The 19,518-nt window shown below is 37.8% G+C and carries 16 protein-coding genes; 2 read left to right on the top strand and 14 right to left on the bottom strand.

Translation table 11 applies throughout. The features are described 5' to 3' along the window. The first annotated feature begins 27 nt into the window (after positions 1 to 27). Complete coding sequence (locus NST02_RS08270) at positions 28 to 1,314, top strand: serine hydrolase (RefSeq protein WP_095307884.1); 1,287 nt, start codon at positions 28 to 30, stop codon at positions 1,312 to 1,314. A 169-nt stretch (positions 1,315 to 1,483) separates the two neighbouring features. On the opposite strand, the gene coaE is transcribed toward NST02_RS08270, so the two are convergent. The 13 genes from coaE to NST02_RS08205 form a co-directional block, all read right to left on the bottom strand. After that, positions 1,484 to 2,092: a dephospho-CoA kinase gene (gene coaE, locus NST02_RS08265; RefSeq protein ID WP_095307886.1), complete on the bottom strand. Its 609-nt coding sequence runs from the start codon at positions 2,090 to 2,092 to the stop codon at positions 1,484 to 1,486. Positions 2,093 to 2,144: 52 nt separating this feature from the next. After that, positions 2,145 to 2,777: a sporulation membrane protein YtaF gene (gene ytaF / locus NST02_RS08260; protein WP_095307887.1), complete on the bottom strand. Its 633-nt coding sequence runs from the start codon at positions 2,775 to 2,777 to the stop codon at positions 2,145 to 2,147. 133 nt (positions 2,778 to 2,910) lie between these two features. Then, a complete protein-coding gene (gene mutM, locus NST02_RS08255; RefSeq protein ID WP_095307889.1) occupies positions 2,911 to 3,744 on the bottom strand; it encodes a DNA-formamidopyrimidine glycosylase in 834 nt (277 codons plus the stop codon). Positions 3,745 to 3,765: 21 nt separating this feature from the next. Next, complete coding sequence (polA, locus tag NST02_RS08250; protein ID WP_095307891.1) at positions 3,766 to 6,390, bottom strand: DNA polymerase I; 2,625 nt, start codon at positions 6,388 to 6,390, stop codon at positions 3,766 to 3,768. A 93-nt stretch (positions 6,391 to 6,483) separates the two neighbouring features. Beyond that, a complete protein-coding gene (gene hflC / locus NST02_RS08245) occupies positions 6,484 to 7,416 on the bottom strand; it encodes a protease modulator HflC (protein ID WP_095307893.1) in 933 nt (310 codons plus the stop codon). Next, on the bottom strand, positions 7,416 to 8,405 hold the full coding sequence (gene hflK / locus NST02_RS08240; RefSeq protein ID WP_095307895.1) for an FtsH protease activity modulator HflK: 990 nt from the start codon (positions 8,403 to 8,405) through the stop codon (positions 7,416 to 7,418). The genes hflC and hflK overlap by 1 nt, the downstream gene beginning before the upstream one ends. Positions 8,406 to 8,644: 239 nt before the next feature. After that, on the bottom strand, positions 8,645 to 10,432 hold the full coding sequence (pnpS, locus tag NST02_RS08235; RefSeq protein WP_340948668.1) for a two-component system histidine kinase PnpS: 1,788 nt from the start codon (positions 10,430 to 10,432) through the stop codon (positions 8,645 to 8,647). Continuing rightward, positions 10,429 to 11,145 (bottom strand): response regulator transcription factor, encoded by a 717-nt coding sequence (locus NST02_RS08230; protein ID WP_095307949.1) that lies wholly within the window; start codon positions 11,143 to 11,145, stop codon positions 10,429 to 10,431. Before NST02_RS08230 ends, pnpS begins: the two co-directional genes overlap by 4 nt. Before the next feature lie 410 nt (positions 11,146 to 11,555). Next, entirely contained in the window at positions 11,556 to 12,032 is a 477-nt protein-coding gene (locus NST02_RS08225; protein WP_095307899.1) for a MaoC family dehydratase, read from the bottom strand. 132 nt (positions 12,033 to 12,164) lie between these two features. Continuing rightward, positions 12,165 to 13,103, bottom strand: coding sequence for a malate dehydrogenase (gene mdh / locus NST02_RS08220; protein ID WP_095307901.1), 939 nt, complete (start codon positions 13,101 to 13,103; stop codon positions 12,165 to 12,167). 81 nt (positions 13,104 to 13,184) lie between these two features. Next, positions 13,185 to 14,450 carry an NADP-dependent isocitrate dehydrogenase gene (icd, locus tag NST02_RS08215; RefSeq protein WP_095307903.1) on the bottom strand — a complete coding sequence of 422 codons (1,266 nt, stop codon included), beginning with the start codon at positions 14,448 to 14,450 and terminating at the stop codon, positions 13,185 to 13,187. Between the two features lie 332 nt (positions 14,451 to 14,782). Further along, a complete protein-coding gene (citZ, locus tag NST02_RS08210; RefSeq protein WP_095307905.1) occupies positions 14,783 to 15,904 on the bottom strand; it encodes a citrate synthase in 1,122 nt (373 codons plus the stop codon). Positions 15,905 to 16,460: 556 nt separating this feature from the next. Then, the gene (locus tag NST02_RS08205; RefSeq protein WP_137743971.1) at positions 16,461 to 16,922 is read right to left on the bottom strand and encodes a DUF441 domain-containing protein; all 462 of its coding nucleotides are present in this window, start codon (positions 16,920 to 16,922) and stop codon (positions 16,461 to 16,463) included. A 166-nt stretch (positions 16,923 to 17,088) separates the two neighbouring features. Between NST02_RS08205 and ytvI the strand changes: the two genes are divergently transcribed. Continuing rightward, positions 17,089 to 18,204, top strand: a complete 1,116-nt coding sequence (gene ytvI / locus NST02_RS08200; protein WP_137743972.1) for a sporulation integral membrane protein YtvI — start codon at positions 17,089 to 17,091, stop codon at positions 18,202 to 18,204. Positions 18,205 to 18,465: 261 nt separating this feature from the next. On the opposite strand, the gene NST02_RS08195 is transcribed toward ytvI, so the two are convergent. Next, on the bottom strand, positions 18,466 to 18,852 hold the full coding sequence (locus NST02_RS08195) for an FxsA family protein (protein WP_095307911.1): 387 nt from the start codon (positions 18,850 to 18,852) through the stop codon (positions 18,466 to 18,468). Positions 18,853 to 19,518: the final 666 nt, after the last annotated feature.

Genomic DNA, 19,518 nt, shown 5'->3' with positions numbered 1-19,518 from the left:
TTTAATTAAACAGAAAGGATTTTTATCATGACCCTTTATTTATGGATTATTTTTATTGGAATTTTCCTCCTAACTGCATTTCCATTACTTTCAGCTAAGAAAAGGAGTACCTGGAATATCATCCAGACTATTATTGTCATGTTCTCTATCATCATTGCCATTGTTGCAATTGAAATTTTTTACACCCCGCCAATAATGCCGATCGTTTTCATTATTATCGTAACCATTCTTGCTGACAAATCCACCTACACAAAAACGGGATTAATTATTACTGGAATGGCTGTACTTATTCTTTCTGCTTTGGCTTATTACTTATTTCACGATGATCCAGATTATGTCCAGACCTATATTGATAAGAATCCAGATTTAGCTTCCATGCATTTAAGTGTAGATGGAGAAAATTTGATAAGCAAACAAGGGGAAGTAAAACGTCCTCTTGCAAGTGTGGTGAAGACAATCATTGCTATTGAATTTGCCAATCAAGTAGTGGAAGGAAAAATCGACCCTGACGAACAAATTCCATTAGTAGAATTAGAAAAGTTTTACCTTGCCAACACAGATGGTGGAGCTCATCCAAATTGGCTTAAAGAAATGAAGGAAGGAGGCCCAATCAAAAATGATGCAGTTTCTTTACAGGAAATTGCAAAGGGAATGATTATGTTCAGCTCCAATGCAAATACTGATTTTTTACTCGATAAATTAGGTCCTGAATCGATTAATCATGTGATAGAATCTTTAGGTCTAGAAAATCACGATCCAGTTTATCCACTAGTTTCATCATTATTAGTACCTACTTATCTAAATGCTATTGAGGATAAAAAATGGAGTACCAGCCAATTAATAGAAAGATTACAATCTTTGTCACTTGAAGATTATAGAGAGCTCTCTTGGGAGATTCACCATTTGTTAAAGCATAGAAAAGCCGATTTTTTCAACGGCTCTGTTTCAATTCCTATGGATTTACAGAAAATATGGTCTGACCGTCTATCTAATGCAACAGTAGAAGACTATGGAAAGGTTATGAGCGCCATTTCCAATGATACGGCCACGCTCCCAGGCGGTGAAGACATCCTCCGCAATATTATGGAATGGCCAATGAAAGTGAATGTCTCAAATCAGGAAATATATGCTCATCTTGGAATGAAGGGTGGTTCTACCGCTTTTGTCTTAAACCAAGCCTTATATGTTGAAAACCTGGATGGAAGAAAATTGGAGTTGATCATTTTCACTGAAGGATTTTCCATAATTGAGCAAATAAAAATGGAAAAAAACATGAATTCATTCTTAAAAAAGGTTCTCACCGAACACTTTTAATATCTTAAAAAATTATGAAATACAATTACGAGGTTACCAGCAGTATTCTGTGGTAAGAAATGATGAGATGAATTTCAATTTAGAGATTAAGTCTATTCATATGTAAATAAGCCTGTAGACAAGTCCCACTTACAACGAACTTGGCTACAGGCTTAAGGCATTAAAAGTTTTAAATCTTAATATCAAGTCCCCATTGTTCAAGGATTGCATTTAATTGCTTTTTTGTCTCCTCGATCGTTCCATTGTTGTCAATGACGGCATCACTTAATTTAATTTTATCTTTTAAAGGCATTTGCGATTGTATTCGAACAAGAGCCTCTTCTTCGGTGAATTGATTGCGCGCCATCAATCTTTTTAATTGCGTTTCTTCACTCACGAAAACAAGCAGGGTTTTGTCGACCATATGCGTTAATTTACTTTCAAATAAAAGAGGAATGTCCAAAACGATCAGTTTTTCGCCTGCACTCACAGCATGCTCACGCTTTTCATTCATCCTTCTTCGAACATCAGGATGGACTATGCTGTTTAATTTCAACCTCTTTTCTTCATGATTGAAAATAATCGCGCCTAATTTCGCTCGATCTATTTCTTGATTCTTCAGCAAAATATCTTGACCGAAATAGGAAACAATTTCCTTGTAAGCTGGTTCCCCTACTTCTACAGCCAAACGGGCCTCTAAATCCGCATCAATAATCGGCACTCCATGGTCCTTCAATATATTGGATACAGTACTTTTTCCACTAGCAATTCCACCGGTTAATCCTACGACGATCGCCATAACGATTCCTCACTTTGTCTTTAACTGCCGCTCCTTGTACATCAATAGCTCATTACAATTTCCAAATCCCAATAAAAATAAGCAGAATTCCAGGGATAAACGAAAATTTTTGCAGAACACTATTTCTCGAAAGCATAGCACCAACCTTCATCCCAACGGTTACGAAGAGCGAACTCATTACAGCCACTGTAACCGCCAAGGCGAAAGGTGAATAACCAAGCATAGCTGCCCCAATACCCGCCCCAAAAGCATCAAGAGACAGCGCTAATCCAAGAACAAATGCTTCAATTCCAGTAATCGTACCTGATCGATCAAAATCAGCAGACATCGGTTTCTTTAAAATGTTGATCACAAGCCCTAATGATTTAATTTCAAAATTAACAATCATTTTTTCATGGGGGAGCGCCTCTTTCGTTTTCTCTGTTCGAAAAAATTGATACAAAATCCATCCACCTAATAAGACGAGAACAATTCCCCCGATCCTCTCAGCCATGTCAGGGGAAAGGAAGGTTTCAATTACCTTTCCCACTGCCATTGCAGCAATTAACGTTATTGCGGAACAACATGCAATGACGATAATTGATTTAAAAGGGATTTTCATTTTTCGCAATCCATAAGTAAAACCGACGCTAAAACTATCTAAGCTTACCGCAAATGCGAGTAGAATAAGTGAAAATGTAAACACTGGTATAAGCTCCTTCCCATCAAAAAGCTAAGATAGTATATGGAAGGAGCCATTCCAATGTTAATATTAGATTCAGCGGATGCGAATTAAAGCCCGCAAATAAACGAGAAAGATAGCATACTTAACAAAATTATCATTTCTGTTTCTTTTGACATTGCGGACAGAAAACTGTTCCCCTGCCGCCAACAACAATCCTTTCTAACTCTTGCGAACAAACTTTACATTCCTCTCCTTTTCGACCATAAACATATAACTCCAGTTGGAACATGCCGATTTGGCCCTGGGTATTTACATAGGAGCGAACCGTACTTCCTCCTTTTTCAACGGCTTCCTCCAACGTTTTCACGATTTCAGCATGTAATTGAACAAGTTCTTTTTGCGATAAGGAATTAGCGGTCCTTTCAGGGTGAATGCCTGCTTTGAATAATGATTCATCTACATAAATATTCCCTAAGCCCACGACAAGCTTCTGATCAAGTAATACCGTTTTAATGCTTCGATTCGTTTTTGCCAGCATTTCCTTCATACGGGAAACCGTGAATTGAGGGGAGAAAGGCTCAGGACCAAGCTGCGATAACGGAAGCTCTTTAAGCTCTTCCCCTTTTTTAAATAAATGCATCGTTCCAAATTTCCTCACATCCCGGTACCGTAATTGGGTGCCATCCGTAAAATAAAAGATAACATGTGTATGTTTATCAATTTCATCATCAGGAGTAAAAAGTCCGTATCTTCCTTCCATGCGCAAGTGGGAAACGAGTGCAAAGTCGGGTGTATAGATGAGCAAGAATTTTCCTCTGCGACCGATCTCCTCAATGGCCTGTCCAACAAGAGCGTCCTTAAACTGTTCAACCTCTACTGGTCTTTTTATCATTTTTGGCCAAGTTACAGAAACTCGTTTAATTACCTTTCCTATTACAAGCTGTTCGAGCGTTCTTCGAACCGTTTCAACCTCTGGTAATTCAGGCATTCTCTCTCATCCTCTATTCATTTATTTTGCATCAAACCAAGTAGGACCGTAAGAAAAATCGACCTTAAGCGGAACTTTTAATTGTACCGCTTGCTCCATCACTTCTGGAACCATTTCTTTTAATATCTCGATTTCTTCCTTCGGTGCTTCAAAAATTAATTCATCGTGAACTTGGAGAAGGAGTCGCGTTTTTAAGCCTTCTTCATCCAACCGTGCAGCCATATCGATCATTGCTTTTTTAATAATATCTGCCGCACTTCCTTGAATTGGTGTGTTCATTGCAGTTCTTTCAGCAAAACTGCGAATATTAAAATTCCGACTCGTAATCTCCGGTAAATATCTTCGGCGTTGAAGCAAGGTAGAAACAAACCCCTTTTGCTTTGCATCCTGTACGATTTCTTCCATGTAATTCTTAACACCAGGATAGCTCTCTAAATATTTCTCAATAAATTTCCCTGCTTCTTTTCTTGTAATATTCAAGCTTTGTGAAAGACCATAATCACTAATTCCGTAAACAATTCCAAAGTTAACGGCCTTGGCATGGCGACGCATATTGGCTGTTACCTCATCTTGTGAAACGTGAAACACTTCCATCGCTGTTTTCGTATGAATATCAAGACCTTCCTTGAAAGCTTCAATTAACTTTGCATCATCCGCTATATGGGCTAATACACGCAATTCAATTTGAGAATAGTCTGCAGCAAAAATGACCCAATCCTGTTCAGACGGAATAAACGCCTGTCTAATTTTTCTTCCCTCTTCAAGACGAATAGGGATATTTTGCAAATTCGGATCAGTTGAGCTCAGTCTTCCCGTCTGTGTAAGTGCTTGATTATAGCGAGTATGAACCTTATCATTCTCAGGATTAACAACCTTTAATAGTCCTTCAATATACGTTGATTGCAGCTTCCCAAGTTGTCGATAATGAAGGATCTCGCCGATAATGTCATGTTCGTTCTCCAATTTTTCCAATACATCTGCAGAGGTCGAGTAACCTGTCTTCGTTTTCTTAATTGCTGGTAATTGTAATTTCTCAAATAAAATAATTCCTAATTGCTTTGGTGAATTAATATTAAAAGCCTCGCCGGCAAGTTCAAATATTCTTTTCTCAATTTGAACCAATTGCCCATTGATATCCTCCCCCATATTGCGCAGACGCTGTAAATCGATCTTTATCCCGGTCGATTCCATATCCGCCAAAATAAGGGATAAAGGCATTTCTAGCTCAAAGAAGAGGTCAGATTGCTCGTTTTCTTCTAGTTTTTCTTCCAAGATTGGCTTTAGCTCAAATAAGGCAATGGCTTTTCTCACTAAATGCTCTGCAAGAAGCTGCTCTTCTGGGATCTTTCTCTTTGCCCCTTTTCCATAAAAAGCATCGTTCGATTCTACATTACGATAACCATATGAATGTGCAACAGAAGCAATGTCATCAATTGTTTCAGACGGGTTTAATAAATAAGAAGCGATTAATAAATCAAATTCAACTCCTTTTAAATGAATATCATGATGCCTTAAAGAAACTTCAGAGCGTTTCGCATCATAGACCCATTTTTTCTTTTTTTCATCCTCTGCCCATTTTTTAAAAGCATCGGACTTTAAAGCCAAATCTGCTGATAAAAAGTAGCTCCCCTCTTTATGAACGATGGCAAAGCCTATAATGGGGGCATAATGATAATTATCCTCAAGAATTTCAACATAAAAGGCGGATTCGTCGGTAAAGAGCTCTGCCGTTACTTCCTGTACGATTTTATATTCAATTTCCTCTAACGGCTTACTCTCTTCAACAAAATCAAGCTTCTCTAAGAGGGAATTAAAGCCTAATTCTTTAAAGAGTTTGACTACATTTTCCGGCTCAAACGATTCATATTCAATCTCACTAATCTCCACTTCAACAGGTGCATCTCGAATAATAGTCGCCAATTCCTTGCTCATTAGAGCCTGTTCCTGAAATTCTGCAATTTTTTCCTGCAGTTTTTTTCCACTTACTTGTTCAATCGAATTTAACAAATTATCAACAGTCTGGAACTCCTTTAACAGCTTAATCGCTGTCTTTTCTCCTACACCAGGAATTCCAGGAATATTGTCTGAGCTATCTCCCATTAAGCCCTTCATATCAATAATTTGTTCTGGAGTCAGACCATATTTCTCCATAATATGTTCCGGCGTATATTCTTCAATATCAGTGATCCCCTTGCGTGTGATGGCCACAGTTGTTTTTTCTGAACTTAGCTGGGTTAAATCCTTATCTCCAGAAATTATTTTCACATTAAAACCATCCTGTTCAGCTTTTAATGACAGGGTTCCAATAATATCATCTGCCTCAAAATTCTCCAGTTCATAGCGTGGGATTCGATATGCATCCAACAATTCACGAATATAAGGGAATTGCTCAGAGAGTTCCGGTGGTGTTTTTTGTCTCCCGCCTTTATATTCGCTATATGTTTTATGTCTGAACGTGGTCTTTCCAGCATCGAAAGCAACCATAATATGACTCGGTTTCTCTTCTTCCAAAATCTTCATCAGCATCATGGTAAAGCCGTAAACAGCGTTTGTATGTATTCCTTTGTCATTGTTCAATAGGGGCAGTGCAAAAAAAGCACGATAAGCAATACTATTCCCATCAATTAAAACAAGTTTTTTAGACATCTATTCATACCTCACCTTTCATAAAAAAAGCCGTTATTTTCTTCCTTATATTCTATCATGAGAATATAAAGAAGGAAAAATAACGGCTAATAATTATTCGGTATATCCCATTAAAAGTCGTGCATACGGTGAATCAGACGGTAATACAATCACTGTTTGATCATTAATCGTTTTCTTATAGGATTCAAGAGTTCTAAATAAAGAGTAGAATTCTGGGTCCTTTGAAAAAGCTGAATTATAGATTTTGGCTGCTTCTGCTTCCCCTTCTGCACGAATTTTCTCAGCTTCAGCCTGTGCTTTGGAAAGCATTTCACGAACGACTCGATCGGTTTCCGCTTCAATCTTGTTTTTGTCCGCATCCCCTCTAGATAAGTAATCTTGAGCAGTTGAATGACGTTCAGAAATCATTCTTGTAAAAACAGATTGCTCGTTTTCAACTGGTAAATCTGTTCGTTTAATACGGACATCTGTAACGACAATTCCATATTTATCATTTTCTAACAGTTCATTTACTTTTTCTGTAATTCGGTCATTTAATGAGCCACGAGATGATTTTTCATCATTGATAATTTCATCATAATTTAATTGCCCTAACTCGGTACGAACAACGGAATAAATAAACTCTTCCATACGTGATTCAGCATTGACAACTGTTCTTGCGTTTGAAATCATTAGTTTCGGATCCTCAATTCTCCAAACAGCATAGTTATCAATAAGCATTCTCTTTTTATCTTTTGTATTGATTTCTGCCTCATTTACATCATAGGCCATTTGATATTTCGGCAGTGAAGTCACCGACTGGATAAAAGGAATTTTAAAAGAAATCCCAGGTGTGTCGTCAATGCGAACAACCTCTCCAAATTGGCGAACAACCTTGTACTCTCCTTCCTTTACAACAAAAACGTTTGTTAAAGCAAGAGCAAGAATCCCGATCACGACAACTGCAATAATTCCAAGCTTAATATAGGAGCGGCCATTACCATTGCCACCACGCTCGTTCATATCAATAACATTTTGATCACTCATTATTGATTCCCACTCCCTTCTTCTTTTGTTTGCTCCTCTTTTGTTTTTTCCTCTGCTTTCGGTTGATTATTTTCAAGTGGACGAATTGGGAAATACTTCATTGTGTTACCATCATCATTCATAATGTAAATTTCAGTCCCTGGAAGAACTTGCTCTAACGTTTCTAACACTAAACGCTGTCTTGTAATTTGTGGATTGTTTTTGTACTCCTTATATAATTCATTGAAGACGGCAACACTACCATGGGCAGCTTCGATACGGGCAGTTTTTTCCCCTTGCGCCCTGGAACGGATCGCTTCTACTTCCCCTTTCGCCTCATTTTCCTTCTGATTCTTATATTTATTTGCTTCGTTAATCTTTGTATTCATCGTTTCCCGAGCATCGGTCACCTGTGTAAATGCCTGGCGAACTTCATCATTCGGAAGCTCAACATCCTGTAGTTTAACCCCAAGAACAGAAATGCCGATATCATATTTTTCAACTAAGGTTACAAGCAGATCTCGAACTTCCGCCTCAATCTCTGCTTTTCCAGAAGTTAACGCATCATCAATTTCGGAGCTTCCAATAATGCTTCTTAATGAAGCAGAGGTTGCATCCCGGAGGATTTCACGAGGATTATCTGCATTGAACAAATACTTCCCTGGCTCTGTTATTTTCCATTGGACAACTAAGTCAGCAAGGACAATATTTTCATCCCCAGTAATCATTTTTGTTTCATTAGGAAAATCAACGATTTCCCCATCCTTTTCTTCAAATCCAAATTGAAGGCTAAACGTTTCTTTTGATAGCTTCTCAACACTTTGGATGGGCCAAGGCAATTTAAAATTCAAACCAGGCTCTGTTATTCCTTCCTCTACTTTTCCAAAGGTTAAAATAACAGCTTGCTCTGATTCATCTACCGTGTACCAGGTCGTAAACGCCACCACACTTAATACAGCAATGGCAACAACTAGACCAATAATTGTATAAATTCTCTTTAAACTAATCATAATATCTCCTTTCTTCGAAACATATTTCCCTATGCATTATTACGATTAAATGACAAAAAGGTTTCAATTCTCTGACACAATAAATCTTTTTACAACTTTGGCTTTGTTAAACAATATTGTTGCATTTCTTCTAAAACCTTGGTTTGACACGCTTTTCAAACAGAAAAAAGCAAGTGAAGCACGGCATTTAGCTTCACTTGCTTTTTATGATAGGATTTTTCGCAAGCCCGTGCTGCGCTTTATTTTCTCTCCTTTGGGAACGTCTTATGAAGTTCAATTATGAAAGTCGTTCCCTTACTAAGAGCGCTTTCGACACTTATTTTTCCTTTATGCGCTTCTACCAAATGTTTCACAATAGCAAGGCCTAATCCTGTCCCGCCAGAGTTCCTGCTTCTCGCCTTATCAACTCGATAAAAGCGTTCAAAAATTCGCGGAATTTCTTCCTTCGCAATACCAATCCCTGTATCGGAAATAGAAACCGCTATTGTATTTTTTCCTTCTTTAATCGAAACCGTTACTCGACCACCTTGTAAACTATAAGCAATAGCATTGCTGATCAAATTGATGAATATTTGTTTTAACCGATAATAATCACCATCGATCGTAATATTTTTTTGCAGAGGTTGTAGGATGATCTTTATCTCTTTTTCTTCTGCCTTTTGATTAACGATCGGCAACATTTCCTCTAACAACTGATTTATATTGACTTCGCGAATCGAAAGGGTATACCCTTGTTGTTCAATTTTTGATAATTCTAATAAATCGAGAATTAACGATTGCAAGCGGTCGCTCTCTTCTAAAATGATTTTAAGAAAGTGCTCCAATGCATCCTTATCTTCTTTGGCACCATCTAACAAAGTTTCTGTAAAACCTTTAATCGATGTGATCGGTGTTTTCAGTTCATGGGATACATTCGCAACAAAATCCTTTCTCACTTGTTCAAGCTTTTTAATTTCGGTAATGTCATGAAAAACAAGTAATATCCCTTTCCATTCTTCATTTGTCCCTAAAATTGGGACTCCATATACTTCAAAATAACGCCTTTCTATCCCGATAGGAAGATGCATTTGTTTTTTTACCTTTTGTTCGGTCATGAAGATCTCTTCAATTAAATCAGAAATTTCTTGATGCTCAATAACATGATAATAAAGCCTGTTAAGATAATTTTGCCTTTCCACACGAAAAACTTCGATAAAAGTCCGATTTATTAGATTAATGTGGCCTTTACTATTAATAAGGAGGAGCCCGCTGCCCATATTTTCTATGAGGGCGCTTAATCTGCCTTGCTGAATTTCATTTGCCTTAACCATTCCTTGAAGGTTTCGCGCTAATATATTAATGGATGTACTTAACATTCCTGTTTCCTCAAGAGGATCCTCGTAAGTTCTCGCACGATAATTGCCCTTTGCAAGTTCAATCGCGACCTTTGTTGCCGATTCGATTGGTTTCGTATATCTTGCAGTTATGCGTGCTCCTAAAATGAGGATGACAATAAGCGCCAATCCTAAACTGATGATTAACAGCCACCATATTTGCTGATATGCCTTCTGAATTTCAGTCAATTTAGTACTGAGAAAAAGATATCCTTCTTCCGCACCATTGCTTGAAATTGGATGCCAATAATAATGGAGGTTGAAGCCTCCACCTACTTCAAACGCTTGAACATTTGAATTTCCATTTACCTTAGTTTCGATAATATTTTCAAGAGTAGATAAATGCTTTTTTTCATCAACTTGATTATCAATACTGCCGCTGTCAAATTTAAGCTCTCCAGTTAAGTCGGTTACAGTAATTCTACTATCGAGTGTACCACTAAATGAATCCAACTCTTTTTCATTCAAATGATGAATTCCCCCACCTTCTTCAATGAAGGCGGCAATAAGGCTGCTTTCTTTATTTAGACGTGAATCATATGTACTTATAAAATGAGTTTTAAATAGCTGGCCTAACAGTATCCCTAAACCAATTAACACGATAAAAATAAGGGTAACCAGACCGAAAAGAAGCCTTGTTCGATATTTTATCATTCTCCTTTAGGCTCCTCCATCTTGTAACCTAAGCCGCGAATCGTTTTAATAAAGGTCGGTTTTTTAGAATCCTCTTCGATTTTTTCACGAAGATGACTAATATGAACATCCACAATTCTAGTATCACCAGCAAAATCATAATTCCAAACCGCACTTAACAATTGGTCTCTCGTTAGTACTCTTCCTTTATGCTGTGCCAAATATAACAGAAGTTCAAACTCCTTTGGCGTTAACTCTAATTGCTCATCATCAAAATATGCCTCATAATGCTCAGGATATATTTTTAAAGATTTTACTTTTATATAGTCTGTCTTCTCTTTTTCTTGTCCCTCTGCGGAAGGCTGTGCTTGAATTCGCCGCAATATCGCTTTTACCCGCGCCACTACTTCCCTTGGGCTGAATGGCTTTGTCATATAGTCATCGGCTCCCAATTCCAAGCCTAAAACCTTATCAAATTCTTCATCTTTTGCAGTTAACATTAAAATGGGCGTTGATACCTTTTGCTGTCTTAGATGCTTGCAAACTTCAATTCCATCCATTTTTGGGAGCATTAAGTCGAGAATGATAAAATCTGGTTGCTCAGAAATGGCCGCATTTATCCCTTCCTCGCCATCCATCGCCGTAATAACCTCGTATCCAGCCTGCTGTAAATTATATTGTAATAACGTAACGATCGATTGTTCATCATCAACCACAAGTACTTTTTTCACGATTAGCTCCTCCTGTCCGCCAGTTGTTCCTATGTTCATTATAATATAATTTTTCGTTCTAGGTCAGAATTTACAATTCTTTTACAAAGTCACCTTTCTTTAAAAAAGATGAAATTCAGCTGAATACTGCCAATGCAAACAATTTAATGCAGTTCCTGCCTTAACATCTTGATTGATTGGCCTTTATCCATTTTCTACAAGTAGTTTGTGTATAAGCTATGATATTGCATTAGCCATAATATCGTTTACAAACCTTAAAAAAATAGCAATAGCTGCACTTTTTCGTGCCACTATTGCTATTTTTCCTCTAAATTTTTATTATTATATGTCGGTAATGATTTTTGGCTCATTTTCTTTGTGAAAACGTGGTTTCACACGAAATGGCTAAAAGCCGTTTTAATAATGCGTTATGATTAAAAATTCTCTAATGCCTTTCCATCCATTTTCTCAAGACGCTCTGGCGGTGAAACTAACAATTCACCCTGAATCACCAATTCTTCGTCCTCATTTTTCCCTTCTACCTTGATTGTAATCGTATTCGTACTTCTTACTACTTCAATTACTTCAAAAAATAATTCAACAGTCCCATAATGATAAACAGGTTTTAAAAAATGTATTTCTTGTTTGTGAATATGACTCCCTGGACCTGGTAAATATTTAGAAACTGCAGAAGTAATAATTCCTGTAAGCATAATCGTCGGAACAAGCGGCTTCTTAAATGATGTTTGAGATGCATAGTCATGTTGAATATAAAGTGGGTTTGCATCATCCGTTAGCCCTAAATACAATAATAAATCTTTATCTTCAATCTTTTCTGTTAAGGTTAATTTTTCACCTTTAGTCATTTCATCTATCATTCTTCCTAATTTCCTTTTCCGTCCTAACAACATTTCCTCCACCTCTATCCTTGATTGTAAACGCATACATTTTGTTTTATTTAAATTTTTACACTTTTAATTTTACCATAGAAAAGCGGTAAAAAGAAAAATCCAGAGCTTTAACTCTGGATTTTTCGACGTCTTTTAGGCTAACACCGCCATCACATTTCGAACAGATTCTGCTGACTTGTCTAAAGCAGCTTTCTCGTCAGCTGTTAACTCTAATTCAATCACTTTCTCAATTCCATTTGCTCCGAGAATCGTCGGAACTCCTAAATAAATGCCATCATAGCCATATTCCCCTTCTAAATAGGCGATCGAAGGTAAAACACGACGCTGATCCTTTAATATTGCTTCACACATTTCAACCAATGAAGCAGCAGGAGCATAATAAGCGCTGCCATTTCCCAATAAATTAACGATTTCTCCGCCGCCCTTTCGGGTGCGTTCGACAATCGCATCTAAACGATCCTTGGGAATTAATGTTTCCAATGGAATTCCTCCAGCATATGAATAGCGAACGAGCGGAACCATATCATCACCGTGCCCACCAAGAACAAATCCCGTAATGTCCTTAACTGACAAGTTTAATTCTTGAGAGATAAATGTTCGGAACCGTGCCGTATCCAGCACACCGGATTGGCCTATAACACGGTTTTTTGGAAAACCAGATTCTTTGAAAACAGTATATGTCATGGCATCTACCGGATTTGTCAACACAATTATATAAGCGTTTGGAGAATATTTCACAATCTCTTGTGTCACACTTTTCATGATTTTTTGGTTGGTTTGAACTAAATCGTCTCTGCTCATTCCTGGTTTACGGGCAATTCCAGCCGTGATCACGACTATGTCCGAGTCCTTAGTATCTTCGTAATTCGAAGTACCTGTAATATTTGCATCAAATCCTTGCACAGGGCTAGCCTCTAGCATATCCAACGCTTTTCCCTTTGTTGGGTTTTCCATTTGCGGAATATCTACTAGTACGACATCACCAAGTTCTTTTTGTGCTAATAAAAACGCCGTTGTTGCTCCTGTAAAGCCCCCACCAATGACTGACACTTTTTTACGCTTCAAAGTCATAATGATTTCCTCCTTAAAGATTCACTCTTTTCTAAACTGGAGAGGACTGACCCAAAAAATGAGTCAGTCTCAAGGCAACACTTACATATTTTTAATTAATTCATCACCAAATTCAGAGCACTTCACTTCTGTGGCACCTTCCATTAAGCGAGCAAAGTCATATGTTACCACTTTCGAGGCAATGGTTTTCTCCACAGATTTTGTAATAAGATCAGCTGCCTCATTCCATCCTAAATGTTCTAATAATAACACACCAGATAGGAGAACAGATGATGGATTAACTTTATCTAAACCAGCATATTTTGGAGCAGTTCCATGCGTAGCTTCAAAAATCGCATGTCCTGTTTCGTAATTGATATTTGCACCTGGAGCAATTCCGATTCCTCCAACCTGAGCAGCTAAGGCATCAGAAATATAGTCACCATTTAAATTCATCGTGGCCACAACATCAAATTCACGAGGACGTGTTAAAATTTGTTGTAAGAAAATGTCAGCAATGGCATCTTTCACGATAATTTTCCCTGCTGCTTCCGCCTCTGCCTGAGCTTTATTAGCTGCTTCCACACCTTCTGCATCCTTAATTCTATCGTATTGTGCCCAAGTGAATACTTTATCACCGTATTCTCTCTCTGCCAATTCATAACCCCAGTTTTTAAAAGCACCCTCAGTAAATTTCATAATATTACCTTTATGTACAAGGGTTACAGACTTGCGTCCTTCTTTAAGAGCATACTCAATTGCGGAACGGACTAGACGGCTAGTACCTTCCTCTGATACAGGCTTAATACCAATACCTGATGTTTCAGGAAAGCGAATTTTATTAACGCCTAACTCATTTTTTAGGAATGAGATTAGTTTTTCTACTTCTTCAGAACCTTTTGCATATTCAATACCTGCATAGATATCCTCAGTATTTTCACGGAAAATAACCATATCAGTATCCTGCGGACGCTTCACTGGAGATGGAACTCCTTCAAACCACCGCACTGGACGCAAACAAACAAATAAATCAAGCTCTTGGCGAAGAGCAACGTTCAATGAACGAATTCCACCGCCGATAGGTGTAGTTAATGGCCCTTTAATCGCGATAAGATATTCTCTAATGACGTCAAGAGTTTCTGCCGGAAGCCATTCACCTGTTTGGTTAAAGGCTTTTTCCCCCGCTAAAACTTCTTTCCATTCAATTTTTCGCTCGCCTTTATATGCTTTTTCAACAGCTGCGTCCAATACTCTTGATGCTGCTGCCCAAATATCAGGACCAATTCCATCTCCCTCAATAAAAGGTACGATTGGATTATTTGGAACATTTAATACCCCGTTTGTTACTGTGATTTTTTCTCCTGTCATTTTCATTCTCCCTCCAAATTCGTATGTCCCAGTATTCATGCTGCCTTTAAATGCGTAATCAAAGGTTAGAGACCTAGACCAATGGCCTTTGTCTACTAACCTTTCCTCATTCCTATCGCAGTCATTCTTACTTGGCTGAATTTATATAAAGATGTTGTATGTTGCGAAAAGCGACTCGAGTTAGCCCTCGCACAACAACGACTTATATAAAAGCAAGATTGGACAAATAGACTTCACATTTTTTACAAAAAATACCTTTAATAAACACTTTTACTACTCTATTTTACCATAAGTATATTCAAAGGTTAAAAATAATAAAATCGATGAAAGACTTATTGGCCTCTTTGTTGAACCGGTATATACTGCTGCATTCCTGGGCCGGTGTATTCTGCACGAGGACGAATTAAGCGATTGTTATCATACTGCTCTAAAATATGTGCTAACCAACCTGATACACGGCTCACTGCAAAAATTGGTGTAAATAGATCATGATCGATTCCAAGACTATCATAAACAGATGCAGAATAAAAATCTACATTAGGTGGTAAATTCTTTTCACCCGTCACAATGCTCTCAATTTGGGTGGACATTTCATAATATTCTGGTTTACCAGTAAGATTTGTCAGTTTTTCAGACATAAGCTTTAAATGTTTAGCGCGCGGATCCCCCTGGCGATATACTCGATGGCCAAAGCCCATAATTTTTTCTTTTTTGGCAAGCTTCTCACGAATATAGGAATCAACATTGTCAACAGAACCAATCTCCGTTAGCATTTTCATTACCGCTTCATTTGCACCACCATGGAGCGGTCCTTTAAGAGCCCCGATTGCTGCAGTAATACCAGAATAAACATCTGACAGGGTTGCCACACAAACACGAGCTGTAAAAGTTGAAGCGTTTAGTTCATGATCGGCATGAAGAACAAGTGCCTTATTAAATGCCTCAACGGCTATTGGCTCTGGTTCCTTTCCTGAAAGCATATAAAGGAAATTTGCTGCAAAGCTTAAATCCTTTCTTGGTGCAATAGGTTCAAGTCCTTTGCGAATACGGGCAAACGCAGTCACAATTGCCGGCATTTTTGCCTGTAAACGCACTGCTTTTCGATAGTTCGCCTCCGATTCCATTAAATCCGCTTCTTCATCATAAAGCCCCAATAAAGAAACAGCTGAACGGAGCGCACCCATCGGATGAACTTTATCAATTGGATACAACTTAAAATGCTCAATTATTTCTTTTGGCAACTCTGCATTATCAGCCAGTTCTTTATTTAATTTTTCTAATTCGGCTTGTGTAGGAAGCTTTCTGTGCCAAAGTAAATAAATGACTTCTTCAAAACTAGCATTCTCCGCGAGATCATCAATGTTATACCCTACATATGTTAGTGTGTCATCGATAATTGAACTTATAGACGACGATGTTGCTACTACCCCTTCAAGACCACGTGTCACTGTCATGCTCAACCTCTCCTTTACCATTTAAAATTTCCCCATACCATTTTCTCTGTTCCTTGAATCGATTCCACAATTTGCAAAGGTCTCTAAAAAAACAAATGATTTTGAATCTATAAAGAAAAGCAGCTATCACCTTTCGTCCTTTACAGCAAACGAAATTATGAAATTGATTCACGTTACAAAAAATGATCGCAAAGACCATAAAGCCCGACTTAAAAGTCCGGACAATTAACTGTGAAGACATCCCCTGAGCGGTTGCTCAATTATATTCAAAAAAGAAAAGCTTTCACCAAATTGAACTCACCGCTAAAATGATGCACAAATACGCAATCTTTTATTTGTTTGTTTCGCATCACAATACGGATGCGCTTACAAGTCCTATTATAAACAATTATCTGACATTTGTGAATGAAAAGTAACTAAAATGTGAAAAAACTAATATTTTATTAGAAAAATATAACTCTTTCATTCTACACAGCAAAAGAGTTGTACAGTGTCTGACTAGAGTGGATTGGAAAAATCCTATCACTACCCATCTAACCTCACACGGAAGAAGCAACTATTTAAAAAAATCGAAGGCCTTCATAGCTATGTAAGCGATTCCTGCCCCTATTAAAGGACCAACAGCAATTCCTTTGAACAGCGAAACTGCAATAATTGTTCCTAGAACAAGAGCCGTTGTAATATGAGGATCTTCCGTTAATAACGATACTCCGCCTTTCGCTAATAAAGCAACAACGATCCCAGAAATTAACGCAATCCATGCATATGGTGATTTAAATGCCCCGGAAAGATCTTTAAATCCAATATCCCCACTTGCAATGGGAGCTAATACAGCTATTGTGATCACTGTTACTCCCCAATTAATTCCTTTCGACTGTAAAATTGCAAAAAACTTTGAATCTGCACCAAATACCTTCATAATAAGAAGAAAAGCAACTGCTATAATTAGGGAGCTATTTTTAGCAACCAACCCTATAACCAATAATAGAAGTAAAAACAACAATGGTTGAGAAAACATCGTTCAAAAACACCCTTTCACCCTTCTATGTTATTGTAACATAACATCAATATTTCATTCCTTTAAGGTTTTTTACAAATTTTGAGAGAATGAGAATCTTTTTTATTTTTCATACGTAGTGATTAGAAATAGTTATTAGCATATCAACTAAATAAGGAGGTTCACATTGAATAGTACATACTTGCATCGAACTGTTAGATTTGTCATTGTTGTTGGAATTGTCATCCTTGGTTTTCTTTCTTTATACTTTCTTTCAAAGATTACCTATCCTTTCATAATCGGATTGATTATCGCCTTTTTGATCAATCCTTTGGTCAACTTTTTCGAAAAGAAAGCAAGAATGCCAAGGACTCTCGCCGTTTTAGTAAGTCTCGTGCTCATATTTGCTATTTTTGCAGGGCTGATCACATTGCTTATTGCTGAAATTGTTTCAGGTGCAGATTACTTAGCACAAGTTGTTCCCAAACACTTAGAAACATTGATTGATTACATTGAACATTTGTTTGCTGCACAAATCATTCCTTTTTACAATCAAATAACAAGCATGTTCAACAGTCTTGATACAGGACAACAAAATACGATCTTAGAAAATATTGAAAACGTAGGAAAAACGATTGGGACAACCTTGGGAAACTTTATCCAAGCCTTTTTCGGAAAAATCCCGAATATCGTCACATGGTTTCCAAATGCGGCTACAGTCGTTATATTTTCCTTATTAGCAACATTTTTCATTAGCAAGGATTGGAAACGTTTATCTGCTTTAACAGGGAAACTCCTTCCTTCGAAAGCAAAGTCAAGCACCCAAACCGTGCTTTTAGATTTAAAAAAAGCTATGTTTGGCTTTGTTAAAGCACAGCTAACACTTGTTTCACTTACAACGTTGATTATTTTAATTGGGCTTATCATCCTTCGAGTAGATTATGCTATTACAATAGCCCTTGTCACTGGCCTAGTTGACATTATCCCGTACTTAGGAACAGGATTAATATTTGTCCCATGGATCATTTATGAAGCAGTAATTGGAGAAGTTTCCATGGCTATCGGATTAGGGGTGCTCTACATAATCGTCCTTGTGCAAAGACAAATCATGGAACCAAAGGTTTTATCTTCAAACATTGGGTTAGACCCACTCGCAACATTAATTGCCCTATTTGTAGGCTTTAAACTGATCGGGTTCCTTGGTTTAATCGTGGGCCCCGTCACATTAGTTTTAATCACAACATTAAATAGAGCCAATGTTTTTAAAGATATTTGGGCATTTATCAAAGGGAAGGAAGCATAAAAACAGAAAGGGTGCCCAAAATGAGTGTGTCCCCTCAAGTAAGTTTCACTCTAACTTTTTGGGGGACAGTCCATTTTGGACACCTTTTATGAGGAAATTACTGATTGGAAGCTATACGGGACCTTGCTCAGTTCAAAAGACTGTTGCAACAAAGAAAGTTTGACATTTCCAAACCGATATTTATTGACAATCTGCGCATTTAGACAATGCCTACATTTTACTCTTTATCACAAGTGTTCCACGAAGGGAACGGTCCTGCCGTTATCGAATAATGGTCACATTACCATTATCGATCCATTTCTTTAAGCCTTTTTTCAAAAGTGCTTTAAAATAATGCCGTGTTTGTGGGATAAGCAATAAAAAACCGAATGCATCCGTAATAAATCCAGGAATTAAAAGTAATACTCCCCCAACAAATATACACATTCCATCGACAATCGCCTCACCAGGTACCCTGCCATACTGCATGTCTAATCGAGCCCTTTTTAACATTTCTAGTCCCTGCTTCTTTGCCAAATAGGCGCCAAAAACTCCTGTTAAAATAATGATGGATATCGTTGTCCAAACACCAATTATCTTGCCGGAAAGGAGTAAAACGAAAATTTCCCCCACCGGGATTATAAGCAAAAGTAACAATATATATCTCATAGTTAACCTCCTTTTCAAGCCATTACCTTGTTGTCCCCATACCTTATTATATTCCTGTCCTCCTAAAAAAACGAATGATAAGAAAAACGCCTTTATCGACCTCTTTAAGCAAGACACACGCAAAAAGGCTGTTCATCCTCCCCATCGACGTGCAAACGTTAGGGCTTGTTCTTGCGATAAAACATTCATTCTGTCCTTCGCGCACTACACCTCTGCTCACATCGAAAAGGGCTGTTTAAAAAGGTTTGCCCCTTCTCAAAATTCTTTCCACAAATTTTTGTGGCCCAGTACAAAGTCTAATCTCCCTAGCATTGAATCTCACAAAAAAAACCAAAAGTTCTTCATATAAAAATCATGAAGAACTTGCAAAGGATTCTCATACAGAGAATATGAAGACATACTCTCGCACTTTTCATGTATGTTTTGTCCTCATAAGGGACTCATGCGGACAAAGTTCACCAAATTTAACCTAATCTTGTCCTCTTACAGCGTTCATGCTGACAAAAAGCCCTCAGATCCGAGCTTGTTTGTCCCCGTCCAACAAGATCGCGCTCGTTCCGATCAAAAGATTGTGGAAACTCCTTGCCATCATACGAGCAATTCACATTGGGAGAGGATCGATAAGGCTCATTGCGGCATTTGCCCAAAATATAAAAGCAAGTGGTG

The organism is Robertmurraya sp. FSL W8-0741 (genome assembly GCF_038004005.1).
GTDB lineage: Bacteria > Bacillota > Bacilli > Bacillales > Cytobacillaceae > Robertmurraya > Robertmurraya siralis.
This window is presented reverse-complemented; position numbering and strand designations above follow the sequence as displayed.

Excerpts from the sequence above, each read along its gene's own strand:
- mutM (WP_095307889.1), bottom strand. The coding sequence starts at position 3,744 with ATGCCTGAATTACCAGAGGTTGAAACGGTTCGAAGAACGCTCGAACAG.
- NST02_RS08270 (WP_095307884.1), top strand. The coding sequence starts at position 28 with ATGACCCTTTATTTATGGATTATTTTTATTGGAATTTTCCTCCTAACT.
- NST02_RS08225 (WP_095307899.1), bottom strand. The coding sequence starts at position 12,032 with ATGTTGTTAGGACGGAAAAGGAAATTAGGAAGAATGATAGATGAAATG.
- icd (WP_095307903.1), bottom strand. The coding sequence starts at position 14,450 with ATGACAGGAGAAAAAATCACAGTAACAAACGGGGTATTAAATGTTCCA.
- NST02_RS08195 (WP_095307911.1), bottom strand. The coding sequence starts at position 18,852 with ATGAGATATATATTGTTACTTTTGCTTATAATCCCGGTGGGGGAAATT.
- coaE (WP_095307886.1), bottom strand. The coding sequence starts at position 2,092 with ATGGCGATCGTCGTAGGATTAACCGGTGGAATTGCTAGTGGAAAAAGT.
- hflK (WP_095307895.1), bottom strand. The coding sequence starts at position 8,405 with ATGATTAGTTTAAAGAGAATTTATACAATTATTGGTCTAGTTGTTGCC.
- mdh (WP_095307901.1), bottom strand. The coding sequence starts at position 13,103 with ATGACTTTGAAGCGTAAAAAAGTGTCAGTCATTGGTGGGGGCTTTACA.
- pnpS (WP_340948668.1), bottom strand. The coding sequence starts at position 10,432 with ATGATAAAATATCGAACAAGGCTTCTTTTCGGTCTGGTTACCCTTATT.
- hflC (WP_095307893.1), bottom strand. The coding sequence starts at position 7,416 with ATGAGTGATCAAAATGTTATTGATATGAACGAGCGTGGTGGCAATGGT.
- polA (WP_095307891.1), bottom strand. The coding sequence starts at position 6,390 with ATGTCTAAAAAACTTGTTTTAATTGATGGGAATAGTATTGCTTATCGT.
- NST02_RS08205 (WP_137743971.1), bottom strand. The coding sequence starts at position 16,922 with ATGTTTTCTCAACCATTGTTGTTTTTACTTCTATTATTGGTTATAGGG.
- citZ (WP_095307905.1), bottom strand. The coding sequence starts at position 15,904 with ATGACAGTGACACGTGGTCTTGAAGGGGTAGTAGCAACATCGTCGTCT.